Source organism: Streptomyces sp. NPDC088707 (genome assembly GCF_044752725.1).
GTDB lineage: Bacteria > Actinomycetota > Actinomycetes > Streptomycetales > Streptomycetaceae > Streptomyces.
Genome location: NZ_JBIVLV010000001.1, coordinates 1,593,746 through 1,619,877, shown reverse-complemented (window position 1 = coordinate 1,619,877; position 26,132 = coordinate 1,593,746). Strand labels below are relative to the sequence as shown.

At 73.1% G+C, this 26,132-nt stretch carries 23 protein-coding genes; 18 read left to right on the top strand and 5 right to left on the bottom strand.

Translation table 11 applies throughout. The annotated features are described in order from the left end of the window. Positions 1-321 precede the first annotated feature (321 nt). The 5 genes from ACIP84_RS07230 (at position 322) to ACIP84_RS07210 (ending at position 6,854) form a co-directional block, all read left to right on the top strand. A complete protein-coding gene (locus ACIP84_RS07230) occupies positions 322-1,164 on the top strand; it encodes a nitrilase-related carbon-nitrogen hydrolase (protein ID WP_355965506.1) in 843 nt (280 codons plus the stop codon). After that, positions 1,161-2,441, top strand: coding sequence for an aspartate aminotransferase family protein (locus ACIP84_RS07225; protein WP_401795489.1), 1,281 nt, complete (start codon positions 1,161-1,163; stop codon positions 2,439-2,441). Before ACIP84_RS07230 ends, ACIP84_RS07225 begins: the two co-directional genes overlap by 4 nt. 103 nt (positions 2,442-2,544) lie before the next feature. After that, a complete protein-coding gene (gene hydA, locus ACIP84_RS07220; RefSeq protein WP_401795486.1) occupies positions 2,545-3,948 on the top strand; it encodes a dihydropyrimidinase in 1,404 nt (467 codons plus the stop codon). A gap of 10 nt (positions 3,949-3,958) precedes the next feature. Then, the gene (locus ACIP84_RS07215; RefSeq protein ID WP_355965510.1) at positions 3,959-4,972 is read left to right on the top strand and encodes a TIGR03842 family LLM class F420-dependent oxidoreductase; all 1,014 of its coding nucleotides are present in this window, start codon (positions 3,959-3,961) and stop codon (positions 4,970-4,972) included. A gap of 331 nt (positions 4,973-5,303) precedes the next feature. Further along, a complete protein-coding gene (locus ACIP84_RS07210; protein ID WP_401795483.1) occupies positions 5,304-6,854 on the top strand; it encodes an NCS1 family nucleobase:cation symporter-1 in 1,551 nt (516 codons plus the stop codon). Here ACIP84_RS07210 and ACIP84_RS07205 read toward each other — a convergent pair. The 3 genes from ACIP84_RS07205 to ACIP84_RS07195 form a co-directional block, all read right to left on the bottom strand. After that, entirely contained in the window at positions 6,808-7,599 is a 792-nt protein-coding gene (locus tag ACIP84_RS07205) for a serine protease (RefSeq protein ID WP_401795480.1), read from the bottom strand. The genes ACIP84_RS07210 and ACIP84_RS07205 overlap by 47 nt on opposite strands. A gap of 170 nt (positions 7,600-7,769) precedes the next feature. Next, positions 7,770-8,654: a hypothetical protein gene (locus tag ACIP84_RS07200; protein WP_401795477.1), complete on the bottom strand. Its 885-nt coding sequence runs from the start codon at positions 8,652-8,654 to the stop codon at positions 7,770-7,772. Positions 8,655-8,752: 98 nt separating this feature from the next. Beyond that, complete coding sequence (locus tag ACIP84_RS07195; protein WP_355965518.1) at positions 8,753-9,820, bottom strand: biotin/lipoate A/B protein ligase family protein; 1,068 nt, start codon at positions 9,818-9,820, stop codon at positions 8,753-8,755. Between the two features lie 112 nt (positions 9,821-9,932). Between ACIP84_RS07195 and ACIP84_RS07190 the strand changes: the two genes are divergently transcribed. From ACIP84_RS07190 to ACIP84_RS07160, 7 genes are all read left to right on the top strand, one after another. Then, positions 9,933-10,769 carry an inositol monophosphatase family protein gene (locus ACIP84_RS07190; RefSeq protein ID WP_401795474.1) on the top strand — a complete coding sequence of 279 codons (837 nt, stop codon included), beginning with the start codon at positions 9,933-9,935 and terminating at the stop codon, positions 10,767-10,769. Between the two features lie 72 nt (positions 10,770-10,841). Further along, the gene (locus tag ACIP84_RS07185) at positions 10,842-12,269 is read left to right on the top strand and encodes a phytoene desaturase family protein (RefSeq protein ID WP_401795722.1); all 1,428 of its coding nucleotides are present in this window, start codon (positions 10,842-10,844) and stop codon (positions 12,267-12,269) included. A gap of 9 nt (positions 12,270-12,278) precedes the next feature. Beyond that, positions 12,279-12,899: an L-threonylcarbamoyladenylate synthase gene (locus tag ACIP84_RS07180; RefSeq protein WP_401795472.1), complete on the top strand. Its 621-nt coding sequence runs from the start codon at positions 12,279-12,281 to the stop codon at positions 12,897-12,899. A gap of 134 nt (positions 12,900-13,033) precedes the next feature. Then, positions 13,034-13,795 (top strand): metallophosphoesterase, encoded by a 762-nt coding sequence (locus ACIP84_RS07175; RefSeq protein ID WP_401795469.1) that lies wholly within the window; start codon positions 13,034-13,036, stop codon positions 13,793-13,795. Positions 13,796-13,892: 97 nt separating this feature from the next. After that, a complete protein-coding gene (locus ACIP84_RS07170) occupies positions 13,893-15,368 on the top strand; it encodes an AlkA N-terminal domain-containing protein (protein WP_401795466.1) in 1,476 nt (491 codons plus the stop codon). A 21-nt stretch (positions 15,369-15,389) separates the two neighbouring features. Continuing rightward, positions 15,390-15,890, top strand: a complete 501-nt coding sequence (locus ACIP84_RS07165) for a methylated-DNA--[protein]-cysteine S-methyltransferase (protein WP_401795463.1) — start codon at positions 15,390-15,392, stop codon at positions 15,888-15,890. A 174-nt stretch (positions 15,891-16,064) separates the two neighbouring features. Next, entirely contained in the window at positions 16,065-16,268 is a 204-nt protein-coding gene (locus ACIP84_RS07160; RefSeq protein ID WP_055601106.1) for a type II toxin-antitoxin system VapB family antitoxin, read from the top strand. 172 nt (positions 16,269-16,440) lie between these two features. On the opposite strand, the gene ACIP84_RS07155 is transcribed toward ACIP84_RS07160, so the two are convergent. Then, the gene (locus ACIP84_RS07155) at positions 16,441-18,144 is read right to left on the bottom strand and encodes a BCCT family transporter (protein ID WP_401795460.1); all 1,704 of its coding nucleotides are present in this window, start codon (positions 18,142-18,144) and stop codon (positions 16,441-16,443) included. 112 nt (positions 18,145-18,256) lie between these two features. Between ACIP84_RS07155 and ACIP84_RS07150 the strand changes: the two genes are divergently transcribed. After that, complete coding sequence (locus ACIP84_RS07150) at positions 18,257-19,408, top strand: glycerate kinase (RefSeq protein WP_355965530.1); 1,152 nt, start codon at positions 18,257-18,259, stop codon at positions 19,406-19,408. A gap of 217 nt (positions 19,409-19,625) precedes the next feature. On the opposite strand, the gene ACIP84_RS07145 is transcribed toward ACIP84_RS07150, so the two are convergent. Further along, positions 19,626-20,825: a helix-turn-helix domain-containing protein gene (locus ACIP84_RS07145; protein ID WP_355965532.1), complete on the bottom strand. Its 1,200-nt coding sequence runs from the start codon at positions 20,823-20,825 to the stop codon at positions 19,626-19,628. 205 nt (positions 20,826-21,030) lie between these two features. Here ACIP84_RS07145 and ACIP84_RS07140 point away from each other — a divergent pair, with 205 nt between their 5' ends. Genes ACIP84_RS07140 through ACIP84_RS07120 form a run of 5 tightly spaced genes read left to right on the top strand, consistent with a single transcriptional unit; the run spans position 21,031 to position 25,972 of the window. Next, positions 21,031-21,849 (top strand): ABC transporter ATP-binding protein, encoded by an 819-nt coding sequence (locus ACIP84_RS07140; RefSeq protein ID WP_401795457.1) that lies wholly within the window; start codon positions 21,031-21,033, stop codon positions 21,847-21,849. Further along, positions 21,846-22,676, top strand: coding sequence for an ABC transporter ATP-binding protein (locus ACIP84_RS07135; RefSeq protein WP_401795454.1), 831 nt, complete (start codon positions 21,846-21,848; stop codon positions 22,674-22,676). The genes ACIP84_RS07140 and ACIP84_RS07135 overlap by 4 nt, the downstream gene beginning before the upstream one ends. Beyond that, entirely contained in the window at positions 22,673-23,563 is an 891-nt protein-coding gene (locus ACIP84_RS07130) for a branched-chain amino acid ABC transporter permease (RefSeq protein ID WP_355965537.1), read from the top strand. The genes ACIP84_RS07135 and ACIP84_RS07130 overlap by 4 nt, the downstream gene beginning before the upstream one ends. After that, a complete protein-coding gene (locus ACIP84_RS07125; RefSeq protein WP_401795451.1) occupies positions 23,556-24,710 on the top strand; it encodes a branched-chain amino acid ABC transporter permease in 1,155 nt (384 codons plus the stop codon). The genes ACIP84_RS07130 and ACIP84_RS07125 overlap by 8 nt, the downstream gene beginning before the upstream one ends. Next, a complete protein-coding gene (locus ACIP84_RS07120) occupies positions 24,707-25,972 on the top strand; it encodes an ABC transporter substrate-binding protein (RefSeq protein WP_401795448.1) in 1,266 nt (421 codons plus the stop codon). The genes ACIP84_RS07125 and ACIP84_RS07120 overlap by 4 nt, the downstream gene beginning before the upstream one ends. Positions 25,973-26,132 lie beyond the last annotated feature (160 nt).

Below are 26,132 nucleotides of genomic sequence, written 5' to 3'. Positions count from 1 at the left end.
CAGGCCCGAGGCCCGCCCGAGGGGGGTCCCGGGCGGGCCCGGGGCAGGTCCGGGGCTCCGGAGCGGCCGACGAGCCCCCCACCGCGGCCCGAAACCGCGTCCCGCGCGGGAGGCCGACACCCGCACGTCTCCGTCATGCCCGGACGTGCCGGTACGTGTCGGTACGTGTCCGACGTGGACCACTCGGGTATGAAACATGATCGACCCCGCCGCTTCCCGGCGGCGGTCTTGCTCCGGGGTGTGACGGGGCTTACGTTCTCCTCCTACGCATCGCGTCTACGTGCGTAGAGGCTCTCTGACGCCGTGCCGAAGGAGCAGATCATGACCGACGTCGTACGCGCCGCGCTCGTCCAGGCGACCTGGACCGGCGACACCGAATCCATGATCGCCAAACACGAGGAGTACGCCCGGGAGGCCGCCCGCCAGGGCGCCAAGGTGATCGGCTTCCAGGAGGTGTTCAACGCCCCCTACTTCTGCCAGGTCCAGGAGCCCGAGCACTACCGGTGGGCCGAGCCCGTCCCCGACGGCCCCACCGTCAGCCGGATGCGGGACCTCGCCCGGGAGACCGGGATGGTGATCGTGGTGCCCGTCTTCGAGGTCGAGAGCGAGGGCTTCTACTACAACACCGCCGCCGTGATCGACGCCGACGGCAGCTACCTCGGCAAGTACCGCAAGCACCACATCCCCCAGGTGAAGGGCTTCTGGGAGAAGTACTACTTCCGCCCGGGGAACGCCGGCTGGCCGGTCTTCGACACCGCCGTCGGCCGCGTCGGCGTCTACATCTGCTACGACCGGCACTTCCCCGAGGGCTGGCGCCAACTCGGTCTCAACGGAGCCCAGTTGGTCTACAACCCCTCGGCCACCCACCGCGGTCTCTCCTCCTACCTCTGGCAGCTGGAGCAGCCCGCCGCGGCCGTCGCCAACGAGTACTTCGTCGCCGCCATCAACCGCGTCGGCATCGAGGAGTACGGCGACAACGACTTCTACGGCACGAGCTACTTCGTCGACCCGCGCGGGCGGTTCGTCGGCGAGGTCGCCTCCGACAAGACCGAGGAACTCCTCGTCCGCGACCTCGACTTCGGTCTCATCGAGCAGGTGCGCCAGCAATGGGCGTTCTACCGGGACCGCCGCCCCGACGCGTACGACGGGCTGGTGCAGCCGTGAGCAGCCTCTTCGACCGGCACAAGGCCGTCATCCCCGACTGGGTCGCCCTCTACTACAAGGACCCCGTCGAGATCACCCACGGCGAGGGCCGCCACGTCTGGGACGCCGACGGACGCCGGTACCTCGACTTCTTCGGCGGCATCCTCACCACCATGACCGCCCACGCCCTGCCCGAGGTCACCAAGGCCGTCGCCGAGCAGGCCGGACGGATCATCCACTCCTCGACGCTCTACCTCAACCGCCCGATGGTGGAGCTCGCCGAGCGGATCGCCGGACTCTCCGGCATCCCCGACGCCCGCGTCTTCTTCACCACCTCCGGCACCGAGGCCAACGACACGGCGCTGCTCCTCGCGACCGCGTACCGCCGGTCGAACCAGATCCTCGCCATGCGGAACAGCTACCACGGCCGCTCCTTCTCCACCGTCGGCATCACCGGCAACCGCGCCTGGTCGCCCACCAGCCTCTCGCCGCTGCAGACCCTGTACGTCCACGGCGGCGTCCGTACCCGGGGTCCGTACGCCCAGTACACCGACGAGCGGTTCACCGAGGCCTGCGTCGCCGACCTCGAGGACCTCCTCGGCCACACCCGGGACGTCGCCGCGCTCATCGCCGAACCCGTCCAGGGCGTCGGCGGCTTCACCGCCCCGCCCGACGGCCTGTACGCCGCCTTCCGCCGCGTCCTCGACCGGCACGGCATCCTGTGGATCTCCGACGAGGTGCAGACCGGCTGGGGCCGCACCGGCGAGCACTTCTGGGGCTGGCAGGCGCACGGCCAGGCCGGGCCGCCCGACATCCTCACCTTCGCCAAGGGCATCGGCAACGGCATGTCCGTCGGCGGAGTCGTCGCCCGCGCCGACATCATGAACTGCATCGACGCCAACTCCATCTCCACCTTCGGCGGTTCGCCCGTCACCATGGCCGCCGGCCTCGCCAACCTCTCGTACCTCCTGGAGCACGACCTCCAGGGCAACGCGCGCCGGGTCGGCGGTCTGCTCATCGAGCGGATCAGAGCCGCCTGCGCCGGAGTCGAGGCGGTACGGGAGGTCCGCGGCCGCGGCCTGATGATCGGCATCGAGCTGACCGAGCCGGGCACCGAGCGGGCGAACCCGGACGCGGCCGCCACCGTCCTGGAGGCCGCCCGCGAGAACGGCCTGCTGATCGGCAAGGGCGGCGGCCACAACACCAGCACGCTGCGCATCGCACCACCGCTCTCGCTCACCGTCGCCGAGGCGGAGGAGGGCGCGGCGATGCTCGAAGCGGCCCTGCGAGAGCTGTAGCCACCGCGTCCCGCGTACCCGGGGCCACCGCGTCCCGCGTACCCGGGGCCACCGCGTCCCGCCGTATCGAGATCGGCCCGCCGTATCGACCAGGGAGAGTCCCGTGAGCATCCGAACCGTCATCCGGGGCGGCCTCGTCGTCACCGCCGCCGACGAACTCCACGCCGACGTGCTGATCGAGGACGGCCGTGTGGTCGCCCTCGCGGCCCACGGCTCCGACGCGGCGGCCGCCTGGACCGCCGACCGGACGATCGACGCCACCGACCGCTACGTGCTCCCCGGTGGCGTCGACGCCCACACCCACATGGAGCTGCCCTTCGGCGGCACCTCCGCCTCCGACACCTTCGAGACCGGCACCCGCGCCGCAGCCTGGGGCGGCACCACCACCATCGTCGACTTCGCCGTCCAGAGCGTCGGCCACAGCCTCCGCGAGGGACTCGACGCCTGGTACGCCAAGGCCGACGGCAACTGCGCGGTCGACTACGCGTTCCACATGATCCTCTCCGACGTCAACGAGCACACGCTCAAGGAGATGGACCGGCTCGTCCAGGAGGGCATCACCTCCTTCAAGCTCTTCATGGCCTACCCCGGCGTCTTCTACAGCGACGACGGCCAGATCCTCCGGGCCATGCAGCGCTCCGCCGACAACGGCGGGCTGATCATGATGCACGCCGAGAACGGCATCGCCATCGACGTCCTCGTCGAGCAGGCCCTCGCCCGCGGCGAGACGGACCCCCGCTATCACGGGGAGGTCCGCAAGGCGCTCCTGGAGGCGGAGGCCACCCACCGGGCGATCCAGCTCGCCCGGGTGGCGGGAGCACCGCTGTACGTCGTGCACGTCTCGGCGGAGGAGGCGGTCGCCGAGATCGCCACGGCCCGCGACAAGGGGCTGCCCGTCTTCGGCGAGACCTGCCCCCAGTACCTGTTCCTCTCGACCGACAACCTCGCGGAGCCGGGTTTCGAGGGGGCGAAGTACGTGTGCAGCACCCCGCTCCGGCCGAAGGAGCACCAGGCGGCGCTCTGGCGCGGACTGCGCACCAACGACCTCCAGGTGGTCTCCACCGACCACTGCCCGTTCTGCTTCGTCGGCCAGAAGGACCTCGGCCGCGGCGACTTCTCCAAGATCCCCAACGGGCTGCCCGGGGTGGAGAACCGCATGGACCTCCTCCACCAGGCCGTCGTCGACGGGCACATCTCGCGGCGCCGCTGGATCGAGATCGCCTGCGCGACACCGGCCCGCATGTTCGGCCTGTACCCGCAGAAGGGCACGATCGCCCCGGGCGCCGACGCCGACGTCGTGATCTACGACCCGCACGCCGTGCAGACCCTGTCCGCCGAGACCCACCACATGAACGTCGACTACTCGGCGTACGAGGGGAAGACGGTCACCGGCCAGGTCGAGACCGTCCTCTCACGGGGCGAGGTCGTCATCGACCAGCGCAAGTACGTCGGCCACGCCGGTCACGGCACCTTCGTGCCGCGTTCCACCTGTCAGTACCTGAACTAGGAGAGCGACGTTGGATTTTGGACTCGTCCTGCAGACCGACCCGCCGGCGTCGCAGGTCGTCGGGCTGATGCGCCGGGCGGAACGCAACGGCTTCCGCTACGGCTGGACCTTCGACTCCGCCGTCCTGTGGCAGGAACCCTTCGTCATCTACAGCCAGATCCTCGAACACACCACCAAGCTGCACGTGGGCCCGATGGTGACCAATCCGGGGACCCGTACGTGGGAGGTGACCGCCTCCACCTTCGCCACGCTCAACGACATGTTCGGCAACCGGACCGTCTGCGGCATCGGCCGCGGCGACTCGGCGATGCGCGTCGCCGGACGCCGGCCGAACACCCTGGCCCGTCTGGGCGAGGCCATCGACGTCATCCGCGACCTCGCCGAAGGGCGGGAGGCCCGGGTCGACGGCAACCCGGTCCGCATCCCGTGGATCAAGAACGGCAAGCTGCCGGTGTGGATGGCGGCGTACGGTCCGAAGGCGCTGGCCCTCGCAGGACAGAAGGCCGACGGCTTCATCCTCCAGCTCGCCGACCCGTTCCTCACCGAGTGGATGGTCAAGGCGGTCCGCCAGGCCGCCGCGGACGCCGGCCGCGACCCCGACGCGCTCACCATCTGCGTGGCGGCGCCCGCCTACGTCACCGCCGACGACTCCCCGGAAGCCCTGGCGCACGCCCGCGAGCAGTGCCGCTGGTTCGGCGGCATGGTCGGCAACCACGTCGCCGACCTGGTCGCCAGGTACGGCGAGCACTCCGACATGGTCCCGGAGGAGCTCACGGCGTACATCAAGGACCGGCACGGCTACGACTACTCCCACCACGGGCGCGCCGGAAACCCCGACACCCGGTTCGTCCCCGACGAGATCGTCGACCGCTTCTGCCTGCTCGGCCCGGCCGAGGCCCACGTCGAGAAGCTGCGGCGGCTGCGGGAGATGGGCGTGGACCAGTTCGCCGTGTACGCCATGCACGACGCGAAGGAGACGACGATCGACGCCTACGGCTCCGAGGTCGTCCCCGCCTTCCGCTGACCCGCCGGGCACCGTCCGGCGGGCGGCCGCAGGGGTCCGCGGGCGGCCGCAGCGGTCGGCGGGCGGCGCCGTGCTCGAGGAGCTCGCGCCCGGCAGCGCCTCCCACCTTTCCGCCGGACGGCCTTCCCCATGCACGGGCGGGCCGGCGGCGTCCGGCGCGGTGACGGGGGTCTACCCGCGTCGCACGCCGAGTGGAAGAATCGGTCCCCAACACCTTGGCTGCAAGTGGTCCTTGACAGACCACGAAGGAGCCGATCCGGCATGGCACCCCTCGCCCCTCCCCGGGCGACACCTCGTTCCGTCCTCCCCGCCGAACGAAGGGTTCCTCCGTATGACCGCGACCGTCCCCCCGGAAAGATCCGCAAGCCCTTCCGAACCCGCCGCGCCCGGCGGCCGCGTCGAGCTCGCCCCCGGCACCACCCCCGACGACCCCCGCTTCGTCAACGAGGACCTGCTTCCCGTCCCCGTCGCCCAACGCCGCTGGACCACCTACAACTTCGCCGCCCTCTGGGTCGGCATGGCCCACAACATCCCCTCCTGGATGCTCGCCTCCGGTCTCGTCGCCCTCGGCATGGACTGGAAGCAGGCGGTGCTCACCATCGCCCTGGCCAACGTCGTCGTCCTGCTGCCGATGCTGCTCACCGGGCACGCCGGACCCAAGTACGGCATCCCCTTCCCCGTCCTCGCCCGCGCCTCCTTCGGGCTGCGCGGAGCGAACCTGCCCGCCCTCATCCGGGCCGGGGTCGCCTGCGCCTGGTTCGGCATCCAGACCTGGATCGGCGGCCAGGGCATCTTCGTCCTGCTCGACAAGGTCTTCGGCGGCGGCTGGGCGGACGCGTCGAGGATCGGCGGCCAGCCCTGGACCCTCTGGCTCTGCTTCGCCCTGTTCTGGGCCCTCGAACTCGCCATCATCTACCGGGGGATGGAGACCCTGCGCCGCTTCGAGAACTGGGCCGCGCCCTTCGTCATCGTCGGCGCGCTGGTCCTCCTCGGCTGGATCGCCGTCAAGGCCGGCGGCCTCGGCCCCCTGCTCGACCAGCCGTCGAAGCTCGGCTGGGGCGCCGACTTCTGGCCCGTCTTCTTCCCCGCCCTCATGGGCATGATCGCCTTCTGGGCGACGCTCAGCCTCAACATCCCCGACTTCACCCGCTTCGGCGCCGGCCAGCGCTCCCAGGTCCTGGGCCAGTCCCTCGGACTCCCCACCACCATGACCCTGTTCGCGCTGCTCTCGGTGCTCGTCACCTCCGGTTCGCAGGCCGTGTACGGGGCGCCCGTCTGGGACCCGGTGGCACTAGCCGCCAAGACCGACAACGTCTTCGGACTGCTCTTCGCCCTGGTGACGGTGCTCGTCGCCACCCTGTCGGTGAACATCGCGGCGAACGTCGTCTCCCCCGCGTACGACCTCGCCAACCTCGCCCCGAAACTGATCGACTTCCGAACGGGCGCGCTGATCACCGGAGTCGTCGGCGTGCTCATCATGCCGTGGAAGCTCACCGCCACCCCCGAGCTGTACATCTTCACCTGGCTGGGCCTGGTCGGCGGCCTCCTCGGTACGGTCGCGGGCATCCTGATCGCCGACTACTGGCTCGTCCGCCGCACCGTCCTCGACCTGGCGGGGCTCTACCGGGCCGACGGACCCTACTGGTACCGGGGCGGCTGGAACCCGGCGGCCGTGCTCGCCTTCCTGGTCGGCGGCGTCCTCGCCGTCGGCGGCTCCCACTCGGCCCCGGGCGCCGGCCCCTTCCCGGAGGACGGTCTGATCCCCTTCCTGAAACCCCTGTCCGACTACGGCTGGGCCGTCGGCCTCGCCGCCTCGCTGCTCCTCTACACCGCCCTCATGAGGCGCGGGGCAGCCGGCCGGTCGTCCGCTCGATCCAGCTGAGGTAGGAGCGCACACGGGTGTTGACGGCGGGAGTGTCGGTGGCGCACTCCCTGCCGTAGGACACCAGACCGACGACGTACGGCCGGCCCCGGACCACCCGCACCAGGGGGCCGCCGGAGTCGTACTGGCAGGTGTCGCGCCCGGGGGCGTACGTGCAGATCTGCGTGGGCGCGACCTGTTCCATGCCCCGGCCGGCGCAGGCCGTGTTGCTCATGGTCCCGAGGGTCACGGTCCGCAGGACGTCCGAGGTGCGGCCGCCGAACGAGGTCGTGCCCCAGCCGGGCACCTCGACCTGTGTCCCGTCCAGGCCGGCGTGCGCGGACGAGGAGGGCAGACCGACCGGTCGTACGTCGCGGTTGAGCGCGACCGGTTCGGCGAGTTCGACGAGGGCGATGTCGTTCAGCTGGGTGCCCGGGTCGTAGTCGGGGTGGGGGACGAAGCGGGCCGGTGTCAGCAGGACCGCGTGCGGGCTGTCGGCGGCGGTCGTCAGGTCGTGGTCGCCGAGCAGCACCCCCACCCGCGTGGGGTCGGCGTACGAGCCCGTCAGGCAGTGGGCGGCGGTGAGCACGTACCGGCCGCCGATCAGCGCCCCGCCGCACATCACCCGGCGCTCCACCACGTCCACGAGTCCCGCCATGAAGGGGTACTGGTGGGGCCGTGCCTCCTGTCCGCCGACGACCGCCAGCGCGGGCGGCACGATCCCCAAGGGACACAGTGCCATCACCGCGCCCGCGACCGTCGCCATGAGCTTCCTCGCCCGTCCCACCTGATCTCCGTACCGTCGGCGCCGTGTTCCCGGGACCGACGGCGTGCGGAGACGTTTCCGCACGTCCGTACCGGGCCGCGTGGGCATCAACGAGACGGGCGGGGTGTGGTCACCTGGTCATGGGGCCGGACCGGTGACCGGAGCCGTGATCAGCTCTCGGCGTCCGGCGCCCAGCCGGGCACGTGCGCGGCCGCCGCCGCGTCCCAGGCGGCGGCGCCGCCCGGGAACGGCCAGGCGCGGGTCAGGTCGGGGGAGTGGACGATCGCCGTGAGGTCGGCGGCCAGCCTCCGGCTCTCGTTCGCGATCTGCAGCGGGGCGAGCGGGCCGTCAAGCGCGGCGAGCCGCTTCTCGTACTCGATCACCGGGCGCTCGGCGCAGAGCGCCACCCACGCGGCATCGGCCGCCCGCGAGAGGACGAGCACCTCCGGCCTGCCGCCCTCCGCGAGCGCCGCCGTCAGACGGTCGTGACCGTCAAGCACCACCGGGGAGTTGAGCCCGCTGATCCACCAGGCGAACACCGGCGGCAGCGCACCCTCCCGGTACTGACGGCGGTACGCCTTCACCCGCGGCGCCTCCGGACGCGACAGCGCACGCAGCGGCAGCAGGTCGCGCGCGTCCTCCACCGGGTCGCCGTACCCGAACCAGGTCAGATGGCCCCGCTCCGGGTCGTGGGCCAGGAGCTTGGGCCAGTTGACGTCCACGAACCACCGGTGGGTGTCCGGGGCCAGCAGCCACTCGCCCGTGTGGAGCGGCCCGTCGGCCGCCGTCCTGAGCTCCGCCTCCGCGAACGCGGCCCAGCGCTCCGACCACTCCGCCGAACCCGGGACCGCGAACTCCGCCGCCGCACGTGCCCGTTCGGCCCGGAGCGGGGGCAGGGGAGAGGCGTACCGGCCGGTGCGCGCGTAGTGCAGACCGCGGTGGGTGGCCCGCTGCCGGGCGAAGAGGACGGGCTCCGCGCCCTGGAGCAGCACCAGTCGGCGCCCGTCGGCGCTCTCCATCCGCAGACCGGGCTTCACCGGGCCCCCGACACGCATGACGCCACCCTACGCGGGCCCACGCGACCGGGCCGTGCCCGACCGTCGCACCCGCGCCGGACCGACGGCACCGCGACCACGGCACCCGCGTCGCCGGACTACGGCACCCGCCCGGTCCACTCCGCCGTCCCGAACTTCGTCTCCGCGAGCTCCTTCGCCCGCGTCAGCTCGTCCTCCGTGACACGGCCCTCCGACAGGCCGTACCGGCCCCGGAAGGAGGCGATCATCCGGTCGATCACCGTCTCGCGCGGCAGGCCGGTCTGGCGCCGCAGCGGGTCCACCCGCTTCTTCGCGCTCTTCGTGCCCTTGTCCGAGAGCTTCTCGCGGCCGATCCGCAGCACCTCCGTCATCTTGTCCGCGTCGATGTCGTACGCCATCGTCACGTGGTGCAGGACCGCCCCGTGGCCCGTCACCATCCGCTTCTGCGCCGCGCCCGCGATCTTGCCCGCGTCCGTGGCGATGTCGTTGAGCGGCTGGTACCAGGCGCGGATGCCCATGGCGCCGAGCGCGCCGAGCACCCAGTCGTCGAGGTAGGCGTAGCTGTCGGTGAACGACAGGCCCTGCACGAGCGCGGCGGGCACGGAGAGCGAGTACGTGATCGTGTTGCCGGGCTCGATGAACATCGCCCCGCCGCCGCTGATCCGGCGCACCACCTGGATGCCGTGCCGCGCGGCCGCCTCCGGGTCGACCTCGTTGCGGAGGGACTGGAAGCTGCCGATGACCACCGCGGGGTCGGCCCACTCCCAGACCCGCAGGGTCGGCGGCCGGCGGCCCGCGGCCACCTCGGCCGTGATCACCTCGTCGAGCGCCATGTGCAGCGCGGGGGACTGCGGCTGCTCGTGGATCAGCTGCCAGTCGTAGTCGGTCCAGTCCGTGGCGTGCGCGAGCGCCCGGCGGACCGCGACCCCGACGCCCTCCGCGGTCAGCCCGAACATCTGCGTGCCCGGCGGCAGCGCCGCGTCGATCCGCGCCGCGAGCCCGGACGCGTCCGTGTCGACCGGCGCGCCCTCCAGGGCGTGGTCGATCGCCAGGATCGCCTCGTCCGGTTCGAGGAAGAAGTCGCCCGCGACCCGGACGTTCCGCAGGACCCCGTCCTCGGCGTCGAGGTCGACGACCACCAGCTTGCCGCCGGGGACCTTGTACTCACCGTGGTACGCGCCGTGCACGGAACCCTCCCTGCATGTAAGGGGTGAACTCGGCCAAAGGGTACTCTCCGGGGAAACGGAGGGTGACGAATCCGGCGGTCCGGTTGTCAGCGCCCCGTGCTTAGCTGGACGCATGAGTGAAGAGTTCCTTGACCTTGTCCTGGCCGGCCGTACGACCGAGGTGGAGGAGGCGGTCCGCAAGGCGGCCGCCGCCGAGATCATGCCGCGCTTCCGGCAGCTCGCCGCGGACGACATCGTCGAGAAGAACGGCCCGCACGACCTGGTCACCGTCGCCGACCGGGCCGCCGAGGCCCACCTCACGGAGTCCCTGACCGCCCTGCTCCCCGGCTCGGTGGTGGTCGGCGAGGAAGCGGTCCACGCCGACCCCGCCGTCTACGACGCCCTGCGCGGCGACGCCCCCGTCTGGATCGTCGACCCCGTCGACGGCACCCGCCAGTTCGTCCACGGCGACCCCGGCTTCTGCACCCTCGTCGCGCTGGCCCGGCACGGCGAGCTGCTCGCCTCCTGGACGTACGCACCCGCCCTCGACGAGTTCGCCGTGGCCGTACGGGGCCGCGGCGCCACGCTCAACGGGCAGCCGCTGCACGCCGGTTCACCCCGCTCCGGCGAGGTCCTCGAGGTCGCCACCTCGCACCCCGACTACACCACCCCCGACCAGAAGCGGGCCCTGCTCGGCCTGGTCACCGAGGGCGTCGCCCCCCGCCCCTGCGGCTCCGCCGGACTGGAGTACCTGGCCGTGGCGCGCGGAGCGCTCTCCGCCACGGCGTTCTCCTGGGAGTACGCGTGGGACCACGCGGCCGGGCTGCTCCTCGTCACCGAGGCGGGCGGGACGCACACGACCCTCGCGGGCGAGCCCTTCCGGATCACCGGCGGGAACGTGCTGCCGTTCACGGCGGTCCGGGACGCGGCGACCGCCGACCGGATCCTCACCCTCCTCAGGGGGCAGTGAGGGCCCCGGAACCACCGGCCTATCCTGGGAGTCCTGGCCATCGGCTGACGAAGGAGTCCGAAGGTGTCGAAGGTGACGTCGATGCTCGATGCCGTCGTCGTGGGGGCGGGGCCCAACGGACTGACCGCCGCCGTCGAACTGGCCCGCCGCGGCTTCTCCGTGGCCGTCTTCGAGGCGAAGCCGACCGTCGGCGGGGGCGCCAGGACCGAGGAGCTCACCCTCCCCGGCTTCCGCCACGACCCCTGCTCCGCGGTGCATCCCCTCGGGGCCGGCTCGCCGGTCTTCGGCACGATGCCCCTGAAGCGGTACGGACTTGAGTGGCTCCACCCCGAACTGCCCATGGCCCACCCCTGGGACGACGGAACCGCCGCCGTCCTCGCCCGCTCGGTCGCCGAGACCGCCGCCTCCTTCGGGCCCCGCGACGCCGGCGCGTACCGCAGGCTCGTCGCCCCCTTCACCGGCAAGTGGGACACCCTCGCCCGGGACTTCATGCAGCTGCCGCTCACGGCGCTGCCCCGCGACCCGGTCACCCTGGCCCGCTTCGGCCTCGCCGGACTGCCCCCGTCGACCTGGCTGATGCGCCGCTTCCAGGACGAGAAGGCGCGGGGGCTGTTCGCCGGGCTCGTCGCCCATGTCATGGCCCCGCTCGGCGGATTCGCCACCGGCGCCGTCGGCCTGGTCTTCGCGCTCGCCGCCCACGCCGGCGGCTGGCCCGTGCCCCGGGGCGGCTCGCAGTCGATCTCCGACGCCCTCACCGCGTACCTCAGGGACCTCGGCGGCGCCGTCCACACCGACTTCGAGGTCAAGCGGCTCGACGACCTGCCGCCCGCCCGCGCCTACGTCTTCGACACCTCGCCGCGGGCCCTCGCCCGGATCGCCGGCTTCGGCGGCCACTACGACCACTACCGGTACGGCGCCGCCGCGTTCAAGATCGACTACGCCCTGGACGGCCCCGTCCCGTGGACCGCCGAGGCGGCCCGACGCGCCGGAACCGTGCAGATCGGCCCCACCGCCGGCGAGATCGACACCGCCCTGCGCCAGGCGTCCACCGGCACCGCGCCCGACACGCCCTTCCTCATCACCGCCCAGCCCAGCGTCGTCGACCCCTCCCGCGCCCCGGAGGGCAAGCACGTCTTCTGGGCGTACGGACATGTGCCGAACGGCTGGCAGGGCGACCTCACCGACGCCATCGAGCGCCAGATCGAGCGCTTCGCCCCCGGCTTCCGCGACCGCGTCCTGGCCCGCGCCACCGCGGGACCGCCCCAACTCGCCGAGCACAACGCCAACTACATCGGCGGCGACATCGCCTGCGGCGCCGCCACCGGCCTCCAGCTCCTGCTGCGCCCCACGCTCTCGCTCCGCCCCTACGCCACCCCGCACCCGGCGGTCTTCCTCTGCTCCGCCGCCACCCCGCCCGGGCCCGGCGTGCACGGCATGTCCGGGCACAACGCGGCGAAGGCCGTCTGGCGCCTGCTGCGCCCCTCCGCCCGGAAAAATTAGACTGCTCCCATGGCGAAGTACTTCGACGTGCACCCCGACAACCCCCAGCCGCGCACCATCGGCACGGTGGCCGACAGCATCCGGAACGGTGCGCTCGTCGCGTACCCGACCGACTCCTGCTACGCGCTGGGCAGCCGACTCGGATCCAGGGACGGCATCAGCCGCATCCGGACGATCCGCAACCTCGACGACCGGCATCACTTCACGCTCATGTGCCAGAACTTCGCCCAGCTGGGCCAGCTCGTGCACATCGACAACGACGTCTTCCGCGCGGTCAAGGCGGCGACCCCCGGCCCGTACACCTTCATCCTGCCCGCGACGAAGGAGGTGCCCCGGGCACTCCTCCACCCCAAGAAGAAGACGGTCGGCGTCCGCATCCCCGACCACGTCGTAACCCAGGCCCTCCTCGCCGAACTCGGCGAACCCCTGCTCTCCAGCACCCTGCTGCTGCCCGACGAGGCGGAGCCGCTGACACAGGGCTGGGAGATCAAGGAGCGGCTCGACCACCTGGTGGACGCGGTCCTCGACTCCGGTGACTGCGGAACCGAACCCACCACCGTCGTCGACTTCTCCAGCGGCGAGCCCGAGGTCCTGCGCCACGGCGCGGGCGACACCACGCGGTTCGAGTAGCGGACCGGCCCGGGGCGGTCCACCGCCCCCGGCGAGCGGGCCACGGCTCACGAAGAGGCCCTTACGGCACGGACCGCGACCACCGTACGGTCGGGTGGGCATCCGCCCGCCCGACCGACGGAGGACCGAGCCACGTGATCGTCATCGCTCATGTCAGCGACATCCATGTCGACCTGGAGCAGCGCAGCGCCGACCGCACCCGCGCGGTCATGCGCTATTTGGAGGAACTGCCCTACGACCTCGCGGCCGTCGTCGTCACCGGCGACCTCGCCGACCACGCGACCCCGGACGAGTACGCCCTCGTGCGGGAGCTGCTGACCTCCCGTCACCCGCTGCTCGCCTGCCCGGGGAACCACGACGACCGGGCCGCCCTCCGGAAGGCCCTCCTCCCCGGCACGACCGGAACGCGCCCGTACGCCCCCGTCAACCAGGTGCTCCGGGGCGAGGGCTTCGTGATCGCCCTCTGCGACTCGTCCGTGCCCGGCAAGCACGACGGATACCTGGAGGACGAGACCCTGGAGTGGCTGGACGCCCTCCTCGACGCCACCCCGCGCGACGTACCCGTCCTCGTCGGCTTCCACCACCCGCCGGTCCCGCTGCACACCCCGTACGTGGACGAGATCCGGCAGTTCGGCGAGGAGCGGCTCGCCGCGCTCGCCGACCGGCACCCGCACCTGACCGCGTTCCTGGCGGGCCACGTCCACACCGCCGCCGCCACGACCTTCGCCGGGCGACCGCTGCTCGTCGCCCCCGGAGTCGTGTCCTCGATCCGCCTCCCCTGGGAGCGTCCGGTGACGCATCCGCACATCCACCTCGACCAGCCGCCCGCGCTCGCCTTCCACGTCCTGGGGGACGACGGCAGACTGACCACCCACTACCGGTCGGTCGTGATCTGATCCGGGCGGCCTCCGGCCGGCGCCCGACCTCGGGCGCCGTGACGTCCATGTCGTTTTCTCGCCAGCCCGCGAGCCGTCCGTGCCCGATCCTGGACTCATGCACACCGACACCGAGCGCTGCGTACGGGCCGTCCAGTCGAAGGACGCCCGCTTCGACGGCGTGTTCTTCACCGCCGTCCGCACCACCCGGATCTACTGCCGTCCCAGCTGCCCGGTCGTCCCGCCCAAGCCCGAGAACATGGAGTTCCACGCGAGCGCCGCCTCCTGCCAGCGCGCCGGATTCCGGGCCTGCAAGCGGTGCCGGCCGGACACCAGCCCCGGCTCGCCCGAGTGGAACGTCCGCGCCGACGCCGTCGCCCGCGCCGTACGCCTCATCCAGGACGGCGTCGTCGACCGCGAGGGCGTCCCCGGGCTCGCCCGGCGGCTCGGCTGGTCCACCCGCCAGATCGAGCGCCAGCTCCTCGCCGAGCTCGGCGCGGGACCGCTCGCCCTGGCCCGCGCCCAGCGCGCCCAGACCGCCCGGGTCCTCATCGAGACGACCCCGATGCCGCTCGGCGAGATCGCCTTCGCGGCCGGATTCGCCTCGATCCGCACCTTCAACGACACCGTCCGCGAGGTCTTCGCCCTCACCCCCGGCGAGCTCCGCGCCCGCGCCGCCCGCCCCGGTGCCGACCGGACCCCCACACCCGGGGTGATCAGCCTCCGGCTGCCCTTCCGCACCCCGCTGGAACCCTCCAACCTCTTCGGCCACCTCGCCGCGACCGCCGTCCCCGGCGTGGAGGAGTGGCGCGACGGCGCCTACCGCCGGACCCTCGCCCTCCCGTACGGACACGGCATCGTCGCCCTCGCGCCGCGCGCCGACCACATCGCCTGCCGGCTCTCCCTCACCGACCCCCGTGACCTCACGCACGCCATCAGCCGCTGCCGCCGCCTCCTCGACCTCGACGCCGACCCCGTCGCCGTCGACGAGCGGCTGCGCGCCGACCCGCGGCTCGCGCCGATCGTCGACGCCGCCCCCGGCCGCCGGGTGCCCGGGACCGTCGACCCCGCCGAGTTCGCCGTCCGGGCCGTCCTCGGCCAGCAGGTCTCCACCGCCGCCGCCCGCACCCACGCCGCCCGGCTCGTCACCGCGCACGGCACCCCCGTCGACGACCCCGAGGGCGGCCTCACCCACCTCTTCCCGGGCCCCGAGGCGCTGGCCGCCCTCGACCCCGAGACCCTGGCCCTGCCCCGCAGCCGCCGCACCACCCTCCTCACCCTGGTCCGGGCGCTCGCCGACGGCTCCCTGACCCTCGGCCCCGCCGACGACCGCGAGGAGGCCCGCGCCCGGCTGCTCGCCCTGCCCGGATTCGGCCCCTGGACCACCGAGATCATCGCCATGCGCGCCCTCGGCGACCCGGACGCCTTCGTCCCCGGCGACCTCGGCGTCCGCCGCGCCGCCGAGGGACTCGGCCTCCCCGGTACCCCGGCCGCCCTCACCGCCCGCGCGGCGCACTGGCGCCCCTGGCGTGCGTACGCCGTCCAGTACCTCTGGGCGACCGACGACCACCCGATCAACCACCTGCCCGCGTAAAGGACCGTGAGGACCCCTCCCATGCCCGCCATCCAGCACACCGTCGTGGACAGCCCGTACGACCCGCTGACCCTCGTCGCCGTCGACGGCGTCCTCAGCCGCGTCCACATGACCGGCCAGCGCCACCGCCCGCCGGAGGAGACCTTCGGCGAGCCCGACCCGCGCCCCTTCGGCGAGGCGATCCGCCAGCTCGACGCCTACTTCGCGGGCGAACTCACCGCGTTCGACATGCCGTTGAACCTGAACGGCACGCCGTTCCAGCTGCGGGTCTGGGAGGGGCTGCTGCGCATCCCGTACGGGGAGACCCGGACGTACGGCGAACTCGCCGAGGAACTCGGCAACCCCGCCGCGTCCCGGGCCGTGGGCCTCGCCAACGGCAAGAACCCCGTCAGCATCATCGTCCCCTGCCACCGGGTGGTCGGGGCGGGCGGCAGCCTCACCGGCTACGGCGGCGGCCTGGACCGCAAGCAGCGGCTGCTCGCCTTCGAGTCGGGTACGGCGGAACCGGCCGCCCTCTTCTAGCGGACGGCGGAGCCGGTCGACCTTCTGGCGGAGCCGGTCGAGGAGCGCGGGCGGCGCCGTGCCGATCGGCTCGCGCGGCTCGACGGTCCGGTGCTCGCGACCATCGTCGTACGGCGGCCCCAGGCACCACCGAACCGCTCCCGCGAGCGGGTTCACCGGTGCTAGGTTCCCGCCATGGCCAAGGTGAACATCGGTCTCGACGCCGAACTCGTCGTGGAAGTCATGGTCCTGGCCGGCATCGGCAACCCCCAGGACGCCGTCGAGGCGGTGGTCCGCGACTACATCGCCCGCGGCCACCGCACGGAGGCCCGAGCCGTCAGCCGCGACGAGGCCGTGCGCACCGGCGAGGTCGTCCAGCCGGAACCACCCCAGGGCTGACGGCGGTCCGGCGGACTCGGCCAACCGCACGGCCCGCTCCGCGAGTTCACGGATCCAGGCCCCGTCGAAGCCGAAGACGGCGCCGCGCACCCGGTCCCGCAGCGTCTCCCGGTCGGCCCCCGAAGCGACCGGGGCGGCCCCGGGGTCCGGGTCGGCCCCGTCGGGGTGCGGGTCAGCCCGGCGGGGTGCCGGTGTCCTCCGGCGGATCCGTGTCCATGCGCGCCTTCGCCGCCCGCCGCGGCCGGTGGTGGGGGTCGCCGCCCTGCTCCGTCATCGCCTCGCCGACCAGCGTCCGCACCGCGTCCCGCAGACCGTGCAGGGCGTGGTGCCGGGCGGGGCCCGCGCCGGGGTCCTCGCGCAGCTCCTTCAGGAGCGCCCAGCACAGCACCAGCATCACCACCACGAACGGCAGCGCCACCAGGATCGTCGCCGTCTGGAGCGACTTCAGACCGCCCACCACCAGCAGCACCGCCGCCACGGCGGCCATCAGGACGCCCCAGGTCACCACCAGCCAGGTCGGCGGGTTCAGCGAGCCCCGGCTCGTCAGCGAACCCATGACGAGCGAGGCCGAGTCCGCGCTGGTGATGAAGTACGTCATCACCAGGAGCATCGCCACGACCGAGGTGACCGTGCCGATCGGCAGCGCCTCCAGCATCGCGAACAGGGAGGCCTCCGCCCCGTCCTTCATCGCCGTCGCCAGGTCCGCCGCGCCCGTGGACTCCAGCCGGATCGCCGTACCGCCCATCACGCAGAACCAGACCACCGTCGCCCCGGACGGCACGAGCAGCACGCCCACCAGGAACTCCCGGATCGTCCGGCCGCGCGAGATCCGGGCGATGAAGGTGCCGACGAACGGCGCCCAGGAGAGCCACCACGCCCAGTAGAAGATCGTCCACGCCCCGAGCCACTCACGGTCGGTGAACGCGCCCGTACGGCTCGCCATCGGCAGCAGCTCGTGCAGATAGCCGCCGACGGAGGCGGGGATGGTGTCCAGGATGTAGACGGTCGGGCCGAGCAGGAAGACGAACAGCATCAGGCAGCCCGCGAGGACGATGTTGATCGTGGACAGCCACTTCACGCCCTTGTGGAGACCCGAGAAGGCCGACAGGACGAAGGCCCCGGACAGCGACACGATGATGATCAGCTGGGTGGCGGTCGAGTCCTCCACGCCCATCGTCAGGTTCAGGCCCTCGGACACCTGGAGGGCGCCGAGCCCCAGGCTCGTCGCCGTGCCGAACACCGTCGCGAACACCGCGAGCAGATCGATCGCCCTGCCCTGCCAGGAAGCCGCCCGACGGGCCCCGATCACCGGCACGAACGCGGAGCTCAGCCGATTGCCGCGGCCCTTGCGGAAACCCGCGTACGCCAGGGCGAGGCCGGCGATGCCGTAGATCGCCCAGGGGGTCAGCGTCCAGTGGAAGAACGAGTACTCCAGTGCCGTACGGGCGGCGGGCCCGGTCCCCGCCGGGACGCCGGTCGCCGGGGGAGGGCTCAGGAAGTGCGTGAGCGGCTCGCCTACCCCGTAGAACATCAGGCCGATGCCCATGCCCGCGCTGAACATCATCGCGATCCACGCCACGTTCGTGAACTCGGGCTCCGAGTCGTCCGCGCCCAGCCGGATCCGGCCGAAGCGGCTCAGCGCGATGACCACGCACAGCACCAGGAACGTGTCCGCGGCGACCACGAACAGCCACGCGAAGTTGTCGAGCACCCACCGCAGGGCCGAGGCCGAGGCACGGTCGAAGGAGTCCTCGCCGAGGGCCGCCCAGGCGACGACGGCCACCACCGCCGCCATCCCGATCCCGATGACCGTGCCGTCGGGCGTGTGCCGTTCCTGCTGCTCCTGCGGGGGCCGGTCGATCGGTTCCGTACTCATGCTGCCCCACTATGGTGCGACATATCAGTCGATCCGGGGGTGGCACGCCGTCCGGCGGTACGGATAGGGTCGGCCTCGGCGCGACTGCACGTTCGAAAGCAAGGGATGCAAGGTGACGGACGGGGCAGCAACTCAGGTCGCTCACGTGCTCGTGGCGGCCGACAAGTTCAAGGGCTCGCTCACGGCCGTGCAGGTCGCGGAGCGGGTCACAGCAGGACTGCGACGGGTGATCCCGGACCTCACGGTGGAGACCCTGCCCGTCGCGGACGGCGGCGACGGCACCGTCGCGGCGGCCGTCGCGGCCGGATTCGAACGCCGCGAGGTGCGGGTGACGGGGCCGCTCGGCGAGCAGGTCACCGCGGCGTTCGCGCTGCGCGACACCACCGCGGTCGTCGAGATGGCCGAGGCCTCCGGGCTCCAGCTCCTCCCGGCCGGCGTCTTCGCCCCGCTGACCGCGACCACGTACGGCTCCGGTGAGCTGCTCCGCGCGGCGCTCGACGCCGGCGCGACCACCGTCGTCTTCGGCGTCGGCGGCAGCGCCACCACCGACGGCGGCGCCGGCATGCTCGCCGCGCTCGGCGCCCGCTTCCTCGACGCGTCCGGCGCGCCCGTGGGCCCCGGCGGCGCGCCCCTCGCCGACCTCGCCAGCGCCGACCTCACCGGCCTCGACCCCCGCTTCGCCTCGGTCGACCTGATCCTTGCGAGCGACGTAGACAACCCGCTCACCGGGCCCAAGGGCGCCCCCGCGGTCTACGGGCCGCAGAAGGGCGCCACGCCCGACGACGTCCGGACCCTGGACGCGGCCCTCGCCCACTTCGCCACCGTCCTGGAGAAGGCCATCGGCCCCAAGGCGGCCGAGGCGGCCGTCGCCCCCGGCGCGGGTGGCGCGGGCGGCATCGGCTACGGCGCGCTCCTCCTCGGCGCGAGCTTCCGGCCCGGCATCGAGCTGATGCTCGAGGTCCTCGGCTTCGCGCCCGCGCTCGAGCGGGCGACGCTGGTCATCACCGGCGAGGGCTCCCTCGACGAGCAGACCCTGCACGGCAAGGCGCCGGCGGGCGTCGCGGCGGCGGCGCGCGCGGCGGGCAAGGAGGTCGTCGCGGTCTGCGGCCGCCTGGCCCTCCCGCCGGAGGCGCTGGGCACGGCGGGGATCCGCCGCGCGTACGCGCTCTCGGAGCTGGAGCCGGACCCGGCGAAGTCCATGGCCAACGCGGGCCCGCTCCTGGAGGAAGCGTCGGCGAACCTCGCCCGGGACTTCCTGAAGTAATCCGCCCCGCGCCGCGCGCTGTCGTGGCCACCAACTCTGCCGGGCCGGCACCCCCCGTTGCGGGCGCCGGCCCCGCTGGGGCGGTGCCCACCCCCGCGCCCGCTGCCGCCCCCTCGTTGTGGGCATCTGCCCCAGCGGGACGATCGCCCACACGGGGCGAGGGCATCGGGCAGCTGGGCGCGGGTACGGGGGTACGGCGGCCCACGGCCGGGGGCGGCTAGCTCGGTGACGTCAGGCGGAACGCGTCCAGGGCCAGGGTCATCTCCGTGAGGTCCCGCGGCCGGGACAGCGACCGGGCCGTCAGTTGCTCCAGGCGGCGCAGCCGGTTGAAGACCGTGTTCCGGTGGCAGTAGAGCCGTCCCGCCGCCCGCCCCGCCGACCCCTCGCACTCCAGCCACGCGTCCAGCGTCTCCAGGAGCACCGCCCGGTCCGCCGGGTCCAGTTCGAGCAGCCCGCCCAGGACGTCCGCGACCAGCAGGGCCGCCACCTCCGGCTGGGCCACCACCAGCGCGCCCGCCATCCGCCGGTCGAGCCGTACGATCTCGCGGCTCCCCGGCGGGCACGTCCGCAGCGCCAGCTCGGCGAGCCGCCTCGCCCGGCCCAGCTCGGTCAGGCCGACCACCACCGGACTGATCCCGCCGGGACCCGGGCACCGCCCGTCGAGGAGTTCCGACAGCGCGTCCAGACCGGTGTCCCCGGCGAGCGCCACCACCCCCAGCTCGCAGTCGGCCCCCATCCGCCACAGGAACCGCACGCCCTCGCCCTGCACCTGCCGGTGGAACAGCTCCCGCTCCTCCCGCCGGTCGTAGCGCAGCACGACCACCGCGTACCGCCCCTGCTCGGGCAGGTCCAGGCCCGCCGCCGCCCGCGCCACCAGCTCGGGCGACCGCTGCCCCTGGAGCAGCGCGTCGAGGAGCGCCTGGAGCTGTTCGTCCGTGCGGCGGCGCAGTTCGAGCTCCGTCGTCCGGTACGCCTCCGATGCCGTGTCCGCCTGCGCGTCCACCGCCGACCACACCGTCGTCGCCGACTGCATCAGCGCCGCCAGCTGCGCCGTGTCCGCCCCCGCGCCCTCGATCAGCGCGTCCCAGACGAGATGCCCGGCGTGCCGGTAGGCGTGCACGACGAGTTCGAGCGGCATGCCCTGGGCGGCCCGCCGCCGGCCCATCTCGTCCGCGTGCTCCAGGTCCCGCCGTGGCGAGCTCCGGGGCGCCGAGATCATCTCGATCCCGATGCGTATCGCCTCCTCGGCCTCCTGCCAGTGCTGGTCGTACGGGAGGATCCGCCCGTAGGCGGGCTCGTACGCGTGGAGTTCCCTCAGATGCTCGTCCACCAGTTCCGGCACCCGCTCCAGAAGCGCCGTGCACGCCTGCGCGAGCACCTTCCAGTCGTCACCGGTCCGCCGTCTGCGCCGTCCCATGCCCGGAGGATCCACCGCCCCGGCCCCCTCCGCACAGCCCTGACGCGCAGCGTTGTGCGCATGCACAGCCCTTCGGCGCGCCCGCTGGTCACCGGCAGCGATTCGGCCGCGGGCCGTGGACGCGCGGTCCGGCCCGGTGCTGGGGTGAGCGCCATCGAACGGCCGAGTAACAAGAAGCGGCCGGGAACACCGGAAAAGGGGAACCATGGGAGGTACCGCACCCGCCCTCGAGGTGACGGACCTGACGGCGGGATACGGACCGGTACACGCGTTGCGACAGGTGTCGCTGACCGTGCCGGCGGGCGAGGTCGTCACCGTCCTCGGGGCCAACGGGGCCGGCAAGTCGACGCTGCTGCGGGCGGTCTCGCGCACCCTCCGGTTCCACGGCGGCGCCGTGGTGTCCGGCACGGTGAGCCGCGACGGCCGGCCGCTCGACGGGCTGCCGCCCGACCGCGTCGTCGCGGCCGGCGTCTCCCAGGTGCCCGAGGGCCGCCAGGTCTTCGCCCGGATGACGGTCGAGGACAACCTGCGCGCCGGAGCGCTCGGCAGCCGCGGCGGACGGGCGGCCAGGGCGGTCTCGCTCCGCCGGGTCCACGAGCTCTTCCCGGTGCTCGCGGAGCGGGCCCGCCAACCCGCCGGGCTGCTCTCCGGAGGCGAACAGCAGATGCTGGCCGTCGGCCGCGCCCTGATGGCCTCGCCCGGCCTGCTCCTGCTGGACGAACCCTCGCTCGGGCTCGCCCCGCTGATGGCGGCCCGGATCGCGGACGCCGTCCGGGAGATCAACTCCCAGGGCACCGCGGTGCTGCTCGTCGAGCAGAACGCGGCGCTCGCCCTGCGACTCGCCTCCCGCGCCTACGTCCTGGAGGTCGGCGAGGTCACCCTGTCGGGCCCGGCCGCCGAACTCGCCGCATCCGACGAGGTACGCCGCCGCTACCTGGGCGTGGTCGACGAGGACGCCGCCGCCGACGCGGCGCGCGCCCAAGCCACGCACCCGGTCCTGTCCCGCTGGGAGGAGACCCGATGACAACACGGCCCGCACCCCCCTCGTCGTCCGGCCCCACGGCACCACCCGCCCCCGACGTCCCCGCCCTCGAAGTGCGTGACCTCACCGTCCGTTTCGCCGGCCTCACCGCGCTCGACGCCGTCGGCTTCACCGTCCGGCCCGGCACCGTGCACGCCCTCATCGGGCCCAACGGCGCCGGGAAGTCCACCTGTTTCAACGTCCTGTCCGGTGTCTACCGGGCCACCGAGGGCTCCGTCCGCCTCGGCCCGCACGAGCTGACCGCCCTGCCCCCGCACCGGATCGCGGACCTCGGTGTCGGCCGGATCTTCCAGAACCTGGCGCTGCCGCCCCGCGCCACCGTCGAGGACAGCCTGATGCTGGGCCGCCACCGGCTGACCCGCACCGGCTTCGTCGCCGCCGGGCTCCGCCTTCCCTCCGCCGCCCGCGAGGAGGCGCGCCACCGCGCCCGGGTGCGGGAGATCGCCGCCTTCGTCGGCCTGGAGCAGCAGCTCGCGCGGCCGGCGGGCTCGCTCCCGTACGGACAGCAGAAGCTCGCCGAACTGGCCCGCGCGCTCTGCATGGAGCCGAAGCTGCTGCTCCTCGACGAGCCCGTCGCCGGGATGACCGCCGACGAGCGGCGCCGCACCGCCTCGGTCATCGCCGGGGTCCGCGACAGCCTCGGGATCTCGGTGCTCCTCGTCGAGCACGACATGGGCCTGGTGATGCGGCTCGCCGACTCCGTCACCGTCCTCGACTTCGGCCGCCGGATCGCCGACGGGGCACCCGCCGACGTCCAGAACGACCCGGCGGTCGTCCGCGCCTACCTCGGAGAGGAGTCCGCCGCGTGAGCACCTTCGCCGAGTTCCTGATCAACGGCATCTCACTGGGCTCGATCTACGCCCTCATCGCCCTCGGCTTCGTGGTCATCTTCCGGGCCACCGAGGTCGTCAACTTCGCCCACGCCTCCCTTCTCCTCGCCGGCGGCTACGTCACCGCCGTCCTCCACGACGAGATCGGCTTCTGGCCCGCCCTGCTCGCCGGCATCGCGGGCGCGGCGGTGGTCGGCGCGGCCGTCGAGTTCCTCGTGATGCGCCGCCACCGGGGCACCGACCACAGCGTCCTCGCCATCGTCACCATCGGCGTCGACATCCTCCTCGCCACCGAGCTGACCCGCCGGATCGGCACCGACATCCTCGCCCTCGGCGACCCGTGGGGCGACGCCGTCGTCACCGTCGGCGGGGTCACCATCGCGGAGACCCGGATCGCCGCGCTGCTCGCGGCGGCCCTCCTCATCACCGCGTTCCTGCTCGCCTTCCGGTACACGTCCTGGGGCGTCGCCATGCGGGCAGCCGCCGAGAACCAGGAGACCGCCGCCCTCATGGGCATCCGGCTCGGGCGGGTCTCGATCGGCGCCTGGGCGGTGGCCGGCGGTCTCGCCGCCGTCGCCGCGCTCTTCCTCACCGTCTTCCCGACCCCGGGACTCGAGCGGGCCACCTCGCTCGCCGCGCTCAAGGCCTTCCCCGCCGCCATCCTCGGCGGCCTCGACTCCACCACGGGCGCCCTCGTCGGCGGGCTCCTCGTCGGCGTCACCGAGTCCCTCGCCACCGGCTACCAGAGCGACCTGGCGTTCCTCGGCCGGGGGATCGGCGATCTGGCCCCGTATCTCGTCATGGTCGCGGTGCTCCTGATCCGTCCGGCCGGACTCTTCGGCACGAAGGAGCTCGCCCGTGTCTGAGACCCTCGCCCGGAGCGGCCTGCGGGTCGGCAGCACCGCGGTGTACGCGGGGGCCGCCGCCTGTCTCGTCCTCCTCGTCCTGCCGTTCTACCTGGACCGGTTCTGGCTCCAGGCCGGCCTGTTCGCGATGGCCGCCGCCATCGGCGCGATCGGCATCAACCTGCTGACCGGCGCCACCGGACAGCTCTCCATGGGGCACGCCTTCTTCCTCGCCGTCGGCGCCTACGGCTACTGCGCCTTCGCCGGGGACGGCACCGACGGGCTCGCCGGACTCGGCCTGCCCGGCTGGCTCGCCGCCGTCCTCGCCGTCGCCCTCTCGGGCCTGGCCGGCGGGGTGTTCAGCCCCATCGCGGGGCGGCTGCGGGGCGCGTACCTCGGCATCGCCACGCTCGCGCTGATCTTCATCGGCCAGCACGTGCTCTTCAACGCCCATGACCTCACGGGCGGCTACAACGGCCGCGCGGTCCCGCCGCTGTCCCTCTTCGGGCTCACCTTCGACGACACCGAACTCCTCGTCGCCCAGGTGCCGTTCGGGGCGGTGGAGAAGCTCTGGTACCTCGGTCTGATCCTGCTCCTCGGCGGTGTGCTCTTCGCCCGCGGTGTCCTCAGGGGCCGCCCCGGACGGGCGATGAACGCCATCCGCGACCACCGGATCGCCGCCGGCGTCATGGGCATCCCGGTCGCCCGCTACCGCGGTGCCGTGTTCGTCCTGTCCTCCATGTACGCGGGCCTCGCGGGCGTCCTGCTCGCCCTGGTCTTCCAGCGCACGGTGCCGGAGTACTTCGGCATGGCGCTCTCCCTCGAATACCTCGCCATGATCGTCATCGGCGGTCTCGGCTCGGTCGCGGGAGCGGTCGCCGGAGGCGTCTTCGTCTCCCTCCTGCCCCAGATCCTGAACCGCTACAGCGACGCGCTCCCGCTGGTCTCCGCCCCGGGAACGGGCGGCATCGCACCGGGGGAGGCCGCGCGCTACCTGTACGGCGCCGCCGTCGTCGCGGTGGTCCTGTTCCTGCCCGGAGGCCTGGCCCGGCTGGCCGCGCGAAGGCCCGGAAGGGCCGGAAGCGGCGAGACCCCCGAGACCCCCACGCACACCCCGAACACCCCGAACATCCCGACCACCACCGAACCCTCAGGGGAGGCACGATGAACCACCGACGACAGGCCGTGCGGGGCCTGGCCGCCGCGCTCGCCGCACTGGTCGCCCTCACCGCCGCCGGATGCAGCTCGAAGGCGAAGTCCGGCGACGGCAAGCAGACCGGCGCGGGCGGGGTGAAGACCGGCGAGGGCGTCACCGACAAGACGATCTCGCTCGGCGCGCTCACCGACATGACCGGCGTGTACGCCACCCTCGGCAAGAGCGTTACCCAGGCCCAGCAGCTGTACGTGAAGCAGGTCAACGCCGCCGGCGGGATCTGCGGCCGGCAGCTGGAGCTGACGGTCCGCGACCACGGCTACGACCCGCAGAAGGCGCTCGCCGCCTACACCGAACTGGAGCCGAAGGTCGTCGGCTTCGCCCAGTTCATCGGCTCCCCGTTCGTCGCCGCCGTCAAGCCCCGGGTGGACGTCAAGGACAAGGGCCTCGTCCTCCCGCAGGCCTGGTCGGCCTCGCTGCTCGGCTCCCCGTACATCCGCGTCCTGGGCGCCACGTACGACGTCGAGACCATCAACGCCGTCGACTTCCTGCTCAAGGAGAAGGGCCTGAAGTCGGGCGACAAGCTCGGCCACGTCTACTTCGAGGGCGACTACGGCGAGAACGCCCTCAAGGGCTCGAAGCACGCGGCGGAGAAGGCGGGCCTGACCGTCGTCGAGCAGAAGATCAAGCCCACCGACAACGACATGTCGGCGCAGGTCGCGGCACTCAAGCAGGCCGGGGTGAAGGCCGTCGTCATCAGCGCGGGCCCCCGCCAGGCCGCCTCCCTCGTCGGAGTCGCCGCCGCCACCGGCCTCAGGATCCCCGTCGTCGGCAACAACTCCGCCTTCGCACCGCAGCTGCTCGGCACCCAGGCCGGTCCCGCCCTGGAGAAGATGTACTGGTTCGCCTCCCCGAGCCTCCCTATCGGCGCGGACACCCCGACCGCGCAGAAGCTCGTCGCCGACTACAAGGCCGCCTACCCGAGCGACACCCTCGACAACGGCATCGTCGCCGGCTGGACCGCGGCGAGCGTCTTCGGCGAGGCCCTGAAGAAGGCCTGCGAGAGCAAGGACCTCACCCGCGACGGCGTCGACAAGGCGCTCCTGACGCTGACGTCCTACGACGCCGGCTTCGGGATGAGCCACAACCTCGGCGACCCCAAGGCGCCGTCGTCCCGGGAGTCCGTCATCATCCAGCCGGACAAGAAGGTCCCCGGCGGCATGCGCACCGTCAGGCAGCCCTTCGTCGCCGACGCCGCGAAGTCGTACACCCCGTAACGACCCGGCCCGGACCGGGACCCGGGCTGACCCGAAGCGCCCCGGGCCCGCCCGGCCCAGCCGGGGTCAGCCCCGGTCCCGGTCCGCGAAGCCCGTCCGCCAGGACGGGCGGGCCGGGGCCCAGCCCAGGGCACGGGCCCGGGCGCCCCGGGCCCAGGGC

Excerpts from the sequence above, each read along its gene's own strand:
- ACIP84_RS07200 (WP_401795477.1), bottom strand. The coding sequence starts at position 8,654 with ATGCGTGTCGGGGGCCCGGTGAAGCCCGGTCTGCGGATGGAGAGCGCC.
- ACIP84_RS07155 (WP_401795460.1), bottom strand. The coding sequence starts at position 18,144 with ATGAGTACGGAACCGATCGACCGGCCCCCGCAGGAGCAGCAGGAACGG.
- ACIP84_RS07140 (WP_401795457.1), top strand. The coding sequence starts at position 21,031 with ATGGGAGGTACCGCACCCGCCCTCGAGGTGACGGACCTGACGGCGGGA.
- ACIP84_RS07135 (WP_401795454.1), top strand. The coding sequence starts at position 21,846 with ATGACAACACGGCCCGCACCCCCCTCGTCGTCCGGCCCCACGGCACCA.
- ACIP84_RS07120 (WP_401795448.1), top strand. The coding sequence starts at position 24,707 with ATGAACCACCGACGACAGGCCGTGCGGGGCCTGGCCGCCGCGCTCGCC.
- ACIP84_RS07205 (WP_401795480.1), bottom strand. The coding sequence starts at position 7,599 with ATGGCGACGGTCGCGGGCGCGGTGATGGCACTGTGTCCCTTGGGGATC.
- ACIP84_RS07165 (WP_401795463.1), top strand. The coding sequence starts at position 15,390 with ATGCCCGCCATCCAGCACACCGTCGTGGACAGCCCGTACGACCCGCTG.
- ACIP84_RS07160 (WP_055601106.1), top strand. The coding sequence starts at position 16,065 with ATGGCCAAGGTGAACATCGGTCTCGACGCCGAACTCGTCGTGGAAGTC.
- ACIP84_RS07145 (WP_355965532.1), bottom strand. The coding sequence starts at position 20,825 with ATGGGACGGCGCAGACGGCGGACCGGTGACGACTGGAAGGTGCTCGCG.
- ACIP84_RS07180 (WP_401795472.1), top strand. The coding sequence starts at position 12,279 with ATGGCGAAGTACTTCGACGTGCACCCCGACAACCCCCAGCCGCGCACC.
- ACIP84_RS07170 (WP_401795466.1), top strand. The coding sequence starts at position 13,893 with ATGCACACCGACACCGAGCGCTGCGTACGGGCCGTCCAGTCGAAGGAC.
- ACIP84_RS07190 (WP_401795474.1), top strand. The coding sequence starts at position 9,933 with ATGAGTGAAGAGTTCCTTGACCTTGTCCTGGCCGGCCGTACGACCGAG.
- ACIP84_RS07230 (WP_355965506.1), top strand. The coding sequence starts at position 322 with ATGACCGACGTCGTACGCGCCGCGCTCGTCCAGGCGACCTGGACCGGC.
- ACIP84_RS07210 (WP_401795483.1), top strand. The coding sequence starts at position 5,304 with ATGACCGCGACCGTCCCCCCGGAAAGATCCGCAAGCCCTTCCGAACCC.